This is a genomic window from Hymenobacter sp. M1-2 (genome assembly GCF_057808495.1).
Map to the genome: position 1 here is coordinate 155,875 of NZ_JBTYZO010000004.1, position 13,571 is coordinate 169,445.

At 59.3% G+C, this 13,571-nt stretch carries 13 protein-coding genes; 7 read left to right on the plus strand and 6 right to left on the minus strand.

Annotation, left to right across the window (positions count from 1 at the left end):
• The first annotated feature begins 72 nt into the window (after positions 1-72).
• The 5 genes from ACYSMN_RS05825 to ACYSMN_RS05845 all read left to right on the plus strand — a co-directional run bounded on the left by ACYSMN_RS05825 (position 73) and on the right by ACYSMN_RS05845 (position 6,235).
• A complete protein-coding gene (locus ACYSMN_RS05825) occupies positions 73-1,803 on the plus strand; it encodes a peptidase domain-containing ABC transporter (RefSeq protein WP_488922912.1) in 1,731 nt (576 codons plus the stop codon).
• Positions 1,804-1,914: 111 nt separating this feature from the next.
• On the plus strand, positions 1,915-3,315 hold the full coding sequence (locus ACYSMN_RS05830; protein WP_488922913.1) for an HlyD family secretion protein: 1,401 nt from the start codon (positions 1,915-1,917) through the stop codon (positions 3,313-3,315).
• A 202-nt stretch (positions 3,316-3,517) separates the two neighbouring features.
• Complete coding sequence (locus ACYSMN_RS05835; RefSeq protein WP_488922914.1) at positions 3,518-4,972, plus strand: TolC family protein; 1,455 nt, start codon at positions 3,518-3,520, stop codon at positions 4,970-4,972.
• Between the two features lie 333 nt (positions 4,973-5,305).
• Entirely contained in the window at positions 5,306-5,443 is a 138-nt protein-coding gene (locus tag ACYSMN_RS05840) for a hypothetical protein (RefSeq protein ID WP_488922915.1), read from the plus strand.
• A gap of 111 nt (positions 5,444-5,554) precedes the next feature.
• The gene (locus ACYSMN_RS05845) at positions 5,555-6,235 is read left to right on the plus strand and encodes a DUF1361 domain-containing protein (RefSeq protein ID WP_488922916.1); all 681 of its coding nucleotides are present in this window, start codon (positions 5,555-5,557) and stop codon (positions 6,233-6,235) included.
• 5 nt (positions 6,236-6,240) lie between these two features.
• On the opposite strand, the gene ACYSMN_RS05850 is transcribed toward ACYSMN_RS05845, so the two are convergent.
• The 5 genes from ACYSMN_RS05850 to ACYSMN_RS05870 all read right to left on the minus strand — a co-directional run bounded on the left by ACYSMN_RS05850 (position 6,241) and on the right by ACYSMN_RS05870 (position 8,808).
• Positions 6,241-6,687: a DUF6640 family protein gene (locus ACYSMN_RS05850; RefSeq protein ID WP_488922917.1), complete on the minus strand. Its 447-nt coding sequence runs from the start codon at positions 6,685-6,687 to the stop codon at positions 6,241-6,243.
• The gene (locus tag ACYSMN_RS05855) at positions 6,684-7,001 is read right to left on the minus strand and encodes a DUF3817 domain-containing protein (RefSeq protein ID WP_488922918.1); all 318 of its coding nucleotides are present in this window, start codon (positions 6,999-7,001) and stop codon (positions 6,684-6,686) included. Before ACYSMN_RS05855 ends, ACYSMN_RS05850 begins: the two co-directional genes overlap by 4 nt.
• Before the next feature lie 13 nt (positions 7,002-7,014).
• Positions 7,015-7,290 (minus strand): hypothetical protein, encoded by a 276-nt coding sequence (locus ACYSMN_RS05860; RefSeq protein ID WP_488922919.1) that lies wholly within the window; start codon positions 7,288-7,290, stop codon positions 7,015-7,017.
• Positions 7,291-7,306: 16 nt separating this feature from the next.
• Complete coding sequence (locus ACYSMN_RS05865; RefSeq protein WP_488922920.1) at positions 7,307-7,759, minus strand: hypothetical protein; 453 nt, start codon at positions 7,757-7,759, stop codon at positions 7,307-7,309.
• A gap of 140 nt (positions 7,760-7,899) precedes the next feature.
• Entirely contained in the window at positions 7,900-8,808 is a 909-nt protein-coding gene (locus ACYSMN_RS05870) for a helix-turn-helix domain-containing protein (RefSeq protein ID WP_488922921.1), read from the minus strand.
• 443 nt (positions 8,809-9,251) lie between these two features.
• Here ACYSMN_RS05870 and ACYSMN_RS05875 point away from each other — a divergent pair, with 443 nt between their 5' ends.
• Positions 9,252-9,530: a hypothetical protein gene (locus tag ACYSMN_RS05875; RefSeq protein WP_488922922.1), complete on the plus strand. Its 279-nt coding sequence runs from the start codon at positions 9,252-9,254 to the stop codon at positions 9,528-9,530.
• Positions 9,531-9,687: 157 nt separating this feature from the next.
• On the opposite strand, the gene ACYSMN_RS05880 is transcribed toward ACYSMN_RS05875, so the two are convergent.
• Positions 9,688-11,568 carry a T9SS type A sorting domain-containing protein gene (locus ACYSMN_RS05880; protein ID WP_488922923.1) on the minus strand — a complete coding sequence of 627 codons (1,881 nt, stop codon included), beginning with the start codon at positions 11,566-11,568 and terminating at the stop codon, positions 9,688-9,690.
• Positions 11,569-12,051: 483 nt separating this feature from the next.
• Between ACYSMN_RS05880 and dgt the strand changes: the two genes are divergently transcribed.
• The gene (dgt, locus tag ACYSMN_RS05885) at positions 12,052-13,470 is read left to right on the plus strand and encodes a dGTP triphosphohydrolase (protein WP_488922924.1); all 1,419 of its coding nucleotides are present in this window, start codon (positions 12,052-12,054) and stop codon (positions 13,468-13,470) included.
• Positions 13,471-13,571 lie beyond the last annotated feature (101 nt).

Consider the following 13,571-nt stretch of genomic DNA (forward strand, 5'->3'; position numbering starts at 1 on the left):
GTTACCCCGCAGACCCTAGCATCATCGGCAAACGGAAAATAGCAACCAGTAACAAGAATTTGCCCATCACCCATGGCCGACGCCCATCTTTCTACGCTTACGCCCGTGCAGCGCCTTTTTCGGCTGCTCGGGGCCGAGCGGCGCGATATTACCTACTTGTACGTGTACGCGGCCCTTACCGGGCTCATCAGCTTGTCGTTGCCGCTGGGCGTGCAGTCCGTAATTGGGTTTGTAAGCAGCGGCGACGTGAGTACTTCGCTGGTGGTCCTGATTGCGTTTATTGTGGTAGGCACGTTGCTGGTGGGGGCGCTGCAAGTGATGCAGGTGTATTTGGTGGAGTTCATTCAGCAACGGTTGTTTGCGCGGGTCAGCCTGGATTTTGCGGTGCGGTTGCCGCGGGTGCGCACCGAGTCCTTGGATGGGCAGTATTTGCCGGAGCTGATGAACCGCCTGCTCGATACGCCTACGCTGCAAAAAGGTCTTTCTACGCTGCTGGTGGAGTTTTCGGCGGCAGCATTGCAACTGCTGTTCGGGCTGCTGCTGCTCTCATTCTATCATCCCATCTTCATTGCTTTCGGGTTGCTGCTGGTGGGGTTGTTGGCTCTCATGATTCGCTTCACGGGTCCCAAAGGGCTGAGCACCAGCCTCACCGAATCGAAGTATAAATACCGCGTGGTGGCTTGGCTCGAAGACGTGGCCCGCACCGTGCACACGTTCCGGCACCCGCCGCGCCAGCAACTCGCCCTCGACCGAACCGACAGTTTGGTGGAAGGCTACTTGGCCGCCCGCAAAAGTCACTTCAGCGTCCTGATGACGCAATATTGGGGCTTCGTGGCCTTCAAAACGCTCATTACGGCGGCGCTGCTCATTATCGGCTGCTGGCTGCTGGTGAGCCGGCAAATCAACATCGGGCAGTTCGTGGCTTCCGAAATCGTAATCATCCTCACCATTTCGGCCATTGAGAAAGTGCTGCTCAAGCTCGATGTAGTGTACGACGCGCTGACTTCCATCGATAAGATCGGGCACGTGCTGGATTTGCCGATGATAGAAACGCACGCGGGAGCTGAGTTGCCGCTCACTGCCACGCAGCAAGGGCTGCGCGTGCAGGTGCGCCACCTAAGCTATCAGTATCCGGGCGGTACGCGGCAGCCAGTGCAGGATGTGTCGTTGGAGTTGGCGCCGGGCGAGCATGTTGGCTTAGCGGGGTTCGATGGCTCGGGAAAAACCACGCTGCTGCGCATTATGGGCGGCTTGCTGGAAGGCTACACCGGCGTGGTGGCCTATGATGGCCTGGCGCTGCAAGACATTTCAACCGAGGCGGTTGGCGAGTATATCGGCGACAATATCTCGCACCAAAACCTCTTCGAGGGCACGCTACTGGAAAATCTGACGCTCAGCCAGGCGGGCATTTCGCCCGAAGATGTGGCTTGGGCGCTGGATCTGGTGGGCCTGCGCGATGATATCTACGCCCGCCCCCTGGGCCTGAATACACCGCTCGGCGTTGGTTCCCCATTCGCCGACAGCACCCGCCAGAAGCTGCTTCTAGCGCGGGCGCTGGTGCGCCGCCCCCGCCTGCTTTTACTCGACCATTTCCTTCCTAATGTAGAGCCAGCCGAACGGCTACGCATCCTGCGCCGCATCCTGGCGCCCGAGCACTGCTGGACCGTGCTGCTGGCGTCCAACGACTCCCGCGTGCTGGCTTTGTGCCCGCGTCTGGTCCTACTCCGCGACGGCCGCCTCCTCGCTGACGGACCGTACGAAGACCTCACACGCCGCCCCGAAGTACAAGAACTGCTAGCGTAAATAATGAAGAATTGATGGGCACGGCGTGGTTTTCGCCTCGCTACTCGTCCTCGGTTCCTCGCGCTTCACAATTCCTAATTCTTCACTCCTCATTCTTAATTTCCAAAAGAAATGCCTTTCGCCGAACATCCGCTTGACGAAACCAACCCGATGGTGGCCCGTTTCCGCGCGTTCCGGCACGTGCAAACGCCCCGGTCCGGCCGTATGCTGGCCCGCTGGGCCGCGGGACTGGGCCTACTGGTGCTAATAGCCGGGTTCATGCCCTGGACGCAGAACATTCGCTCCACCGGTACCCTCACCACGCTCCGCCCCCAGGACCGGCCCCAAACCGTGCCTAGCACCATTGCTGGCCGCATCGACCGGTGGGAAGTGCGCGAAGGCCAGCGCGTGCGCAAAGGCGATACGCTGGTGGTCATCACCGAAATCAAGGACAAGTATTTCGACCCGCAGCTGCTGGCCCGCACCAGTGAGCAGCTGGAAGCTAAGATTGCCTCGCTGCAGGAAAACCGGGCTAAAGGGGCCGCCCTCAGCACCCAGCAGGTAGCCTTGCGCAGCGGCCTGCGCGTGAGCCTCGACAAAGCCAGAAACAAGGTGACCCAAACCCGCCTCAAGGTGAACTCCGACGAGGCCGAGCTACGCGCCGCCAACAATGACTTCGACATTGCGCGCCAGCAGCTAGAGCGCCAGGAGCTACTCTACAAACAAGGCCTGAAATCGCTGACTGAGTTGGAACAGCGGCGGCTGAAGTTTCAGGAAAGCACCGCCAAGCGCCAAGCCGTGGAAAACAAACTGGGCGCCAGCCGGCAGGAACTGGTGAATGCCCAGCTGGAGCTAGCTTCGTTGGCGGCTGAGTACCAGGATAAGCTGGCTAAGTCGGAGTCGGACCGGCGCTCAGTTACTTCGTATCAGTTTGATACCGAAGGGCAGATTGCGAAAATGCGCAACGAGCTGGCCAACCTGCGCATTCGTTCGGGCTTCTACCACATTCAGGCGCCGCAGGACGGCTACGTGGTGCGCGCCCTCAAAACGGGCCTCGGCGACATCGTGAAGGAAAGCGAGCCAGTAGTAACGGTAATGCCCGATGCCCCGCAGCTGGCCGCCGAGCTGTACGTGCGGCCCATGGATATTCCGCTGCTGAGCGTGGGCCGCAAGGTGCGCTTGCAGTTTGACGGGTGGCCGGCGCTGGTTTTCACCGGCTGGCCCGGCACCAGCTTCGGTACTTTCGGCGGGGTAGTATCCGTCATCGACAACATCGACTCGCAGGGCCAGTACCGCGTGCTCGTCACGCCCGATCCGGCGCAGGAAGCCTGGCCCAAGCCGCTGCGCGTGGGTTCCGGCGTCTACGGCTGGGCACTGCTCGATGATGTGCCAATTTGGTACGAGCTGTGGCGCCAACTGAACGGCTTCCCGCCCAATTTCGTGGGCAACCCTGATGCGGACGGCAAAGGTGGCAAAGAGGCAAAAAAAGCTGGCAAAGCCGACGCGGCCAGTGAAGACGAAGAAGCAAAATGACGCGACTAAGGTCAATGAGCAGTTACCAATGAGTAATGAGCAAGCCGTAGTCCGTGGCCGAAGAACCAGTAGCGTAAAGCCAGTGAAAATCAACAAGAAAGTAGCAAAGAGCCAGGAACGAGTAGGCGAGACCCTATGCCGGCCAGCCGCTCGTCGCCGGGTGCTACTTATTTTTTGCTCACTGCTCATTGCTCATTGCTCATTGCTCATTGAAAAGGCGCAGGCCCAATCGGGGGCTAATCGGACGCGGCCGGTGGTGAGTGCGCCGCCTGCCGCCCGCCCGGTGGAGCTGCCCGATACGAGCCGCGAGTTTCGCCTCGCCGACCTGCTGACCTACGTGGCCTTGCGCCACCCGGTAGCGCGGCAGGCCGGGCTGCTGCCCGAGCGGGCCCGCCAGGAAGTGCGCTTCGCCCGCGGCCTCTTCGACCCCGCCGCTACCAGCAAATACTACGGCAAAGCTTTCGGCGGCAAAGACTACTTCCACGACTGGGACACTCAACTACGAGTGCCGCTCTGGTTTGGAGCCGACGTGAAAGCCGGCTTCGAGCGCGGCGTGGGCACCTACGTCAACCCCGAAAACTATACCTCGCCGGCGGGGCTGAGCTACCTTGGATTGTCGGTGCCGCTGGCGCAGAGCCTGCTCATGGATGAGCGCCGGGCGGCCGTGCGCCAGGCGCAAGCCTTGCAAGGGCTGGCGGAGGCTGAGCGGCGCGGGGCCCTCAACAAGCTGCTGCTGCAAGCCGCCAAAGACTACTGGGACTGGAGCCTGAACTACCAGCGGCTGGACCTGCTGCGCCGCAACACCGAGCTGGCCGACGTACGGTTCCGGGCCGTGCGCGAGCGGGTGCGCCAGGGCGACCTGGCCGCCATCGACTCGGTGGAGGCCCTGACGGAGCTGCAAAACCGGCAGGCTACGCTGGTGCAGGCGCAGGTGCAATGGCAAAACGCTACGCTGCTCCTCAGCAACTACCTCTGGGACGAGCAGCAGCAGCCCCGCGAGCTACCCGCTGGCGTGCGCCCCCAGGTGCTGCCCGCGCCGGCCGCTTGGCGCACGCTCCCCGCCGATTCAGTGGCAGCTCTGGCGGAATTGGCGCTTCAAATTCATCCAGAACTGCAAAAAAGCCGCGCCAAACTCAGCCAACTCGGCGTGGAGCGCCGCTTGCTTTCCAACAAGCTGCTACCCAAGCTCAGCCTCGACTACAACTTGCTGCAAGCCGGCCAGCCCTTTAACCCGGAAACCAGCGCCAGTTTGAGTGGCAACTACCTCCAGAACAACTACAAGCTGGGCGTGAGCTTCGCCTACCCGCTACTGCTGCGCCAGGAGCGCGCCAAGCTGCAACTCAACCGCCTCAAACTGCGCGAAACCGAGTTGGATCTGCAACAAGACACGCGCGATATTCAAACCGGCGTGCGCACCGTGGCCAACGAATGGGAAGCCTTGCGGGAGCAACTGCGCCTTCAGGAACAGGTGGTGCAAAACGCCGAGCGCCTGCGCAATGGTGAGCAAATCCGCTTCGAAAACGGGGAAAGCTCGGTGTTCCTGCTCAACTCCCGCGAGGCCACCCTCATAAGTGCCCGCGTGAAGCTGGCCGAGTTGCAAGCCAAGTACGCCCAAACCCAGGCCACGCTCCGCTGGGCCGCTGGCGGAGTGGAATAGGGATAGATTTTGGGTGTCGTGTGCCTGATGAGATACAGAAGGCCAACTACTCCAATATACCTTTAACAGCCGTTAAGCCCCAGCGGGGCGACATATCGGTAGAAAAAACGACCGTAAGGTTAGGTAAAGCCCCATCGGGGCGACACCAAATCGTTGGATGCTTTGTGCCGCCCCGATGGGGCTCTGGAATGGTGAGGGGCACAACGACTACCGATATGTTGCCCCTCCGGGGCTCTTGTTCCGTAATTTGAGCTAGCCGGCCTATTTCCTGCTATCGGAACAATAACAGAACGTCAGCCGGTTGCGTTGGAAGACCAATCAACTTTCGCCGTTATGCAACTGCTTCCAGGCTTAAAGCGCAGACCCCGCACCCAGGGCAACTTCCCGCAAGATTCGGGCAAGTGGGGATGGTACATTATGGCCGTTGCGGTGGTGCTGTGGCTGATTTACTCGGTGTGGTTCGATAAATAGCGGATCGGGCTCTGCGTTTTTGTTATTGGCTGAGGTTCTGCTTCCCGGTACAATACGCGGCGCTACCTCAGCGTTTGCAAGCCCGGAATTTCCGTACTTGTGTTCATGCCGATGCCCGTAACTCTTGCTCTGCCTCAGATCCGTCAGCGCCTCAGCCTGCTGCTGATACTAGGCGCCTCCCTCACGCTCAGCGTGGTCCTGATTACGTTTCGGGTGTTTCTGACGCACCGCATCACCTTCGTGTTTCTGCTCTGGAATTTGTTTCTGGCGCTTATTCCGTTTGGGCTGAGCACTATGCTGGGCCTCTCGGCGGGCAAGTTGAAAGCCCGGATATTAGTGCCCGTTGGAGCCGTGTGGCTGCTGTTCTTCCCCAACGCGCCCTACATCCTCACCGACCTTTTCCACCTTGAACCCCGTACCGGCGTGCCGTACTGGTTCGACTTGGCCCTGCTGCTGAGCTGCGCCTGGAATGGTCTCATGCTGGCCTATGCCTCCCTCACCGACATGCAGGCGCTGGTAGCTCGCCGCCTGGGCTGGGGCGCGGGTTGGGGTTTTGCTACCGTCGCTCTACTACTGAGCAGTTTCGGCGTCTACCTGGGCCGCTACCTGCGCTTCAACTCCTGGGATATCATCACCAACCCGCTCACCTTATTCTACGACATCCTCAGTCGCGTGCTACACCCTGCCTCTCACTCCGGCACCTGGGGCGTAACGCTGCTTTACGGAGTGTTTCTGCTGCTCGGCTACGCCACGGTGCGCCTGCTCGGCCGGATGGGGGAGGAGCCACTGTAGACGGTTTAGATTAGGGTCGCGCCAGCGTCCCAATGCACCAAGCCCCATGTTCCTAGAACTACCAGCAGCCAGAACACGCCAATCACAGTTTGGTTGAGCGTAAAACTGCCGATTTGGGGGAGTCGATTCGCAAATTCTGGATCGGCGTGGGCGGTGTTAGGTAGCAGAATGCTGGGTACCATAGTCAGCCAATACAGAGCCACAAACCAAGCTGCGACATCGAAGTAAACCAAGGCGGTAGCAGGAGTGGGAGCGGGCCGCCACAAAAACCAAAGCGCCAACAGCCCCGAGCTGGTGCCAAGCAGCAATGTTTGCGCATTGTGATACTTGGCGTGCGGGGGCCAGCGCGGATTGAAAACGTGGGTTTCGTTGTAATCGGCTATCCACGGTACCACGGCTACTATTAGCGCCATTGTTGTAAACACGCCCCGCCCTAGCTGCAAGGCAGTCATGAGGCCGTTGGAGGTTTGGGGATGAACAGATGCTTATCGGCCCAAAACGTACCCAGCGGCACGAACGAAGCAACCAAGCCTAGCAGCACTTTGCGCAGTGGCCACCGGCTTTCGAGAGCGTTTTGCATCAGCAGCAGCACGTAAAGCACAAACAACACACCGTGCGCGGTACCTACTTGGCGCACGGGTTCGGGCTGCCCGGCCAGGTATTTTAGCGGCATCGCGACGCCAAGCAGCAGCAAAAAAGAGCAGCCTTCCAGAAAAGCAACCACCCGAAGGCGCCCTAGCGGGGTGGTCAGCAAAGAGAAATTCATAGAGGAAAACGCGTTAGATGGTCGTGCAGCCCCTGTTGGAAGCTTTGCGGACGCTGAGAATGTGAATGCCCATGAGGCCGGATTGAGTGCGAAACTGGTCGTAGAGGTCAGCCAACAAGATATTTAGCTCATTGGTGGCAGCCAGCAATTGGCCGCGCACCGTCCGCTGCCCACAAATACGACCGGCGCTGAGCGTAGCCAAAGTTAGTTCATAACGCACCCGGAAAACGGCGCGGGAGGCAAGGGGAGCCGCCAGAAGAGGAGTGGAATGCAGCAGTAAACGGGCCATTTCGTAGAGCATAGCGTCAAAACCGGAACCACGGACGCGAGGCAAACGGAACCCCCAGCAGAATAAGCAGTATCGCCAGAGAGTAGAATACGGCGGCTTGGCGGTGTTTCTGAGTATCGGAGGCCGCCCGCTTACTCAAGCTCCGTCCTACTTGGGCCAGCACTACGCCCGTCAGCATCAAGCTAATATGCTCCACCGACCAGAACCGCAGCGTTGGATCTTGCCAGGCAGTGCCCAAGCCTTGCTGAAAGGCTAGCCGGGGCCACGGACTAAGCGAGCTGTAGAGCCATAGGCCTAAGAGCAGTTGCAGGTGCAATGAGCCGGTAAGCACGGCGCCCGCCAGGTTATCGGGCCGGCCGAAGGCGCGGCGGCCTAGCCAGCCGCGCCACGCCAGCGTCAGGGCCATAGCGGCGGCCAGCAGCACCACCCAGCGGTTCCAGGAGTGCATAGTCAGAATGAAACGATACATGCGGCAAATGGAAAAGTCAGTTGCCGGGCCAGAAGAGTGGGCCGCGGCGTTGGCTCGCTGCACCAGCGAAACCCAACGCCGCAAAGGTCCGGCCCACCATCAGTAGCGGGTAGACTAATTCCGGCCGATACTGGGACAATTCAGGTAAGCCGACGGTAAGCCGAAGGCGAATAGCCCGTGTGCTTGCGAATGAGCCGCCCGAAGTACGACAGGTCATCGATATGCAGCTGGGCCGCTACTTCCGAAATGGGGCGGTCCGTTTGGCGCAGCAGCACGCAGGCTTCCATCACGAGCACCGTCGTAATAAGCTCGCTGGCGGTTTTGCCCGTGGTGCGTTTCACGCATTTGCTGAGGTAGTCGGGCGTCACGGCCAGCAGGTCGGCGTAGTCGGCTACGGTGCGGCGGCTGAGAATATGAACCGGCAGCAGCCGCTGAAATCGGTGCGCCAACGTAGCGGCGGCCGAAGTACTGTCGAGGGGCGAGGAGTGGCAGAACTGCTTGGCGCGCAGGCACACCAAGTAAAGCAAGGTGCTGATGAGAGCAGCTTGATCGGGCTGGTTGGGCGTGCGATAGTAGGCCTCCATCTGCTCGAAATAGCCATAAATGACGGCCGCCTCAGTTGCGGGCAGGCGCACGAGCGGGGAGTTGTCGAGGCGGAAGAAGGGCAGGTTCAGCAGGGTGTGCGCGTCCCGAAGCTCGTGCAGGAAATAATCGGCATCAAACAAAATGAAGTAGCCTTTACAATCCAGAGTGACTTCCTGCATGCTTATAATCTGGCCTGGGGAATCGAAGTATAAAGTATTAGGACCCAGTACATACGTGATGAGGCCATCGGTGCGGGTGAGCTGGCCTTCGCAAATTAAGCTGGCGGCGTATACCTGCGTGCGGGTCAACGGCACGGGCAGCCGAAAATCGTGGGCTACATCTTCGATTTTGCGCACGTCCATAAACCCACCCTTCGCTGAGTCTTTAGGCTGCAAAAAGCTGGGCTTGCTGTAATAGCGGTTCACCAGCGTGTAAGGGTCCAGGGACGGGATGGTATCTGACATGGGCAGACGAAAGCAGGAGCAGCCTCAAAGTTCGCTCTGTTCAGCGGAACAACTTCAGAAGGCCCGTCAAAACCTCGCGTCGTAGGCTGGTCCAACAGTAGAGAAGCCACTTTTTGCCACCCAACCCAACAAGCGGAGCGGGCTGACACCTTGCGCAGTGCAGCCTTACCATCATTGTCTGATACAGTGGCGTTGTTGGCGTTTGGCATTATAGGCAGACGCTACGCGTCGTCGGGCATGAATAAGATAGTTATAAAGTGCCATCGGCTTTTTAGAATTAATGCGTGGTTATTCGGAAACAGCCTGATTGCATAGTTGAGCTTTTATATTTTTTATTTCTGGTAAGAAGAAGTATCAACTGGCAGAAATAAAATTATATTGCTCTGTCGTTCAGTCTGCATTGGGCAGCCTGTTTTCCATTTATTGGTTTGTTGCCAACCTCCATGTTTCCCTCCCCGATTGCGCATGCTATGCGGCTCTGGCAAGATATGCTGGGCCAAGAACACGAAACTCCTCGTTCCTTCCTCTGGCAGAACGTGGAAGACATGGAGCCCGATGAGGCAGGAGCTATAGACTGGCGAAACAAGGAAGTAAAGACCCGCATCTACTTCAAAGGCGACAGAGTAATCTGCGTCTTAGGCGACTACAATCATTGGCGTCGGGAGTGGCTGGCATTCACCAAGTGGCATGAAGTGCCGCTCCAACAGCTAAGACCGAACTAGCGGGGCAAAGAACTTTCGGCGCGCCGAAGGTTCTTTGCATGTAAGCGCGCAGGCGGCGCTTGTACCTAAACTCAAGCAAGCCCAAAGAGGAAACCCCGGCCGCATCCTGAAACAGGAACTGCGACCGGGGCTTCTAACGCAGAGAAAGTGCGGTTCTCTAGCGGGCAATAAGCAAGCGTTGCGTCGAAGCGGCGCCTTTTGCCGGTGTGAGTCGCAGGTAGTACATACCCTTGGGCACTCGCTGCACATCCACCGACAGCGCATTCAGGCCCAGATTGGTGAGAACGGTATTCGTTTGCACCACCCGGCCCACAGCGTCGAGTACTTCTACGCGCACACTGCCCGTGCTGGTGCTCGTGTAGTCGACGCTAACCTTACGGTCAGCGGGGTTGGGGTACACCGCCGAGGTTTGCGCCCCGCCCGACTTGGCCGTTGTGGAGCTGCCAGTGCCCAAGGCCCGCGCTTGCGTGGTCGTAACTTTTTCCAGTTTCCACTGCTGGTTGGTGCCGCTCACATAGTCCCACTGGTGCACATTGACGTCGTTCTGCGTAGCGCCGGAGCCACCTGCTACATCGAGCGCCTTGCCGCTGTTGCGGTTGATGAGCTTGTAGTAGCCATCGGTAGTAGCCTCAATAGACCACTGCTGAGCCGAGGTGCCGTTGTCAGTCCACTGTTGCACGTTGGTACCATTGGTCGTGCCCGATCCACTCACGTCCAACGCTTTGTTGCTGTGCTTGGCCAGCAACTTGTAGTAGCCACCGCCCACGGAGCTGATGGTCCACTGTTGGTTGGCGGCGCCCTCGTAGTCCCATTGGTGCACGTTGGCGCCGTCCTGCGTGGCAGTGTTGCCGCCGTCTACGTCCAGCGCCTTACCGCTGTGCCGGGCCGTGATTTTATAGGTGCCGGAAAATCCGGTGTTTGTGGTGGCCTCGCCGGCAAAGGGTGGTGCCAGGGGCTGCCGGGGCGTACCACCGCCGCCGATGCTTGCCGCGGAATTATTATCCACCACTTTCAGCACGGCCATAATCTTCTTGAAATCCTGGTACCAGGCGTCGTTTTTGCCCGGATAGCCCTCGAAGCTGAACTCTGAGTCGCTGACCGACTTCTCCACGCACACGTTCACGGTGTAGCCGCCATTGGTTTGGTAGCCCGCCCCCGACGTATCTACGATGTAGGCACCATAGTCTTGCAGCACGGTGAAAATCTTGCGGCCCTGGGGAGTCTGCAAGTTGAGGCTGGCCAGCGTTACGGACGGCGGAATGGCCAGCAGGGCACCCATGGATAGGGCTTTGTCGGTCTTGTTGTACACACCGTAAGCTCCGGTCCAGCCATCGGCGTTGTACGCCGGCCAACGGTAGCTTTTCGCGCCATCCGTGGGGTCCTTCCACAAAACGTGGGTATCCAGCTCCAGCTTTATAGCGTGCCGGATAGGTTCCGAACTCGACATTTCGCCGCTGCGGATGGAGCCGCCCAAGGTGCTCAGGCTGGAGCCGAAGTGGGAACCCCAGGTGCCAGGTCCTTTAATGTTCTGCGAGTTCTGACCATCGCGGGAGGCATTATAAGCATACACCCGGCCGCCTACCTGGGGGCGGGTGAGGGGCTCCAACTCGATAATGGTTTCGCCATCGGGCTCAATGAAGGCGGCGCAATTGTTGGGCGTGTAGTAAGGCTCAAGCGTCGCGTCGGGCACCACGAAGTTGTCGGGGATGTGAACGGACACGAAAGAAGGCGTTTCGCCGCTGGGCACGCGGTGCGTAAAATCACCACTTACCAGGTGCACCGGCCGGAGCGGGTCGGTGGCGGTGCTTTTGTAGATGAACTCCACGTCATTGTTGACCAACCCAAGCGGGGGCATGTTCACGCCCACGTACACGGCATTACTGCCAATGGGCATGTTCCAGATGGACTGGGCCGAAAAAGGCCACAAAAAGGGAATGCGGGAAGTAGGCGCGGTCTGCGCCGCCGCCGGATGGAGCGGGCTTAAAGCCAATGCTGCCGCTGCAAACAGCGGCCAGGAGCGTAAGAAGCTTGTTTTCATATGAAGCTAGGTTAAGAGAACGAACAACTCACCTAAGCTACAGTATTTATTGACTAATTCCGTGTTGATATAAATTTGGCAATGTCATTGAGTGGGCTTGTAGCTCGTCAACCATTGCTCCTGCTAACAGCAGTGAAGTATTTTTTGATGTGTATACAATATTTTGGCTTGAGCTTACGAGAGTCGACTAACGGCCTCTGCACGGGAACGGAATAACCATCCCCAAACCGACCAAAGGCTACAATCCTCTTGCCGCCACACAGCTACGCCGCAACGCAGGGTTGCCATAGCAAGGCTGTTTCTCTATCCGTTCCAATGACTCACTAGTTCGCAGCGTTTCAAGCACAGCTTCTGAGCTTTTTCGCCGCTCAGGTGGGTGTTTTTCTTCTTCAGGCGCAACCCCGCATATGCCAGAAAGAGAAAAGACTCGTTTGAGGCTACAGAGCCACGAAAGCGTGGCCTTCGCCGTACCTTGCCTGCTCCATGCTTCACCTCACCCCCGATACCGCCGGCCCCACCATGACGTGGGAGCGGCTCCTGAGTCGCCGTCGTTATCCGGCCCAGCCCCAGCTCCACGTAGTGACCGATGCGCCGCCCGTACGCGGGTCTTTCGTGCAGGACTACGACCGGGTGGTGTTCAGCTCGGCGTTTCGGCGCCTGCAACGCAAAACACAAGTAATGCCGCTGCCCGAAACTGATTTCGTGCACACGCGCCTTACGCACTCGCTCGAAACCGCCTGCGTTGGCCGCTCTCTTGGCCGGCTTGGGGGACGTTTGCTGCTCGAAGAAACCAGCGGTTTGTCGTCCGCGCTACCTCACCTCGACTCCGATTTCGGCGACATCGTGGCCGCGGCCTGCCTGGCCCACGACATCGGCAATCCGCCGTTTGGGCACTCCGGCGAGGACGCCATTTCGGCGTACTTCCGTAGTTCGGCGGCCGAGCCCTTTGTGCGCATGCTCAACGCGGCCCAGCGTGCCGATTTGCAGCAGTTTGAAGGCAACGCGGCCGGCTTCCGCATTCTTACCCACACCTACGCCGCCCACAGCAGCGGCTCGGCTGGTCTGGGCCTCACCTACGCCACGCTGGGTGCCTTCACCAAATACCCGCGGCCTTCGGTGGTAGATGAAGCGGGCCGCACGCAGGGCACCAGCGAAAAAAAGTACGGTTACTTCCAGACCGAAGCCTCCCGCTTCCTGGAAATAGCCCGCGAGATGGGGCTGCTCAGCAAGCCGCCCGGCACCGACATTGGCGGCTTCTATCACCGCCATCCGCTAGCCTTTCTGGTGGAAGCCGCCGATGATATCTGCTTCCGAATCATTGATTTTGAAGATGGCCTGAAGCTAGGTCTGATTCCGCACGAAATGGGGCTGCGCATCTTGCGCGACATGCTAGGCGATGCCCCCGACCGGCGCGGTTCCGTGGAGTGGCGCGACTGGCGCGAGGAGCTGGGCTACCTGCGCGCCCGCCTCATCAACCGCCTCGTGCAACAAACCGCCCGCCTCTTCGCCGACCGCGCCGACGACCTGCTGCGTGGCCGCCCCGATGAGCCGTTGGTGCAGCAGCTCGACTGCTGGGAGCAGCTTCAGCACGTGCATCGCCTCACCGTAGACTACCTCTACCGCAGCCGCCCGGTGCTGGAGATTGAGGCGGCGGGCTTCGAAGTGCTGGCTGGGTTGCTCGATGCCTTCCTGCACGCCACCTTCGACCCGCAGAGCAGCCCCCGTTCCCGCAAGCTGCTGCAACTGCTGCCGGAGCAGTTTCGTGCCATGGGGGAGCAGGATGGCGCCACCGCTTACGAGCAAATCATCCTGCTGACGGACTACATCGGCGGCCTCACCGATCAAAACGCGCTGAGCCTGTTTCGCACCATTCGCGGCACCGATTTGCCCAAAGGCTTCTGAGGTTTTGCCGTAGTTATAGCTGGCGAAAGAACGGCGCTCCGTGCTGCAAATCCGCTGCTGCGCTTGTATTTTGGAGTAGTGATTGACTGACTGTAATTTCG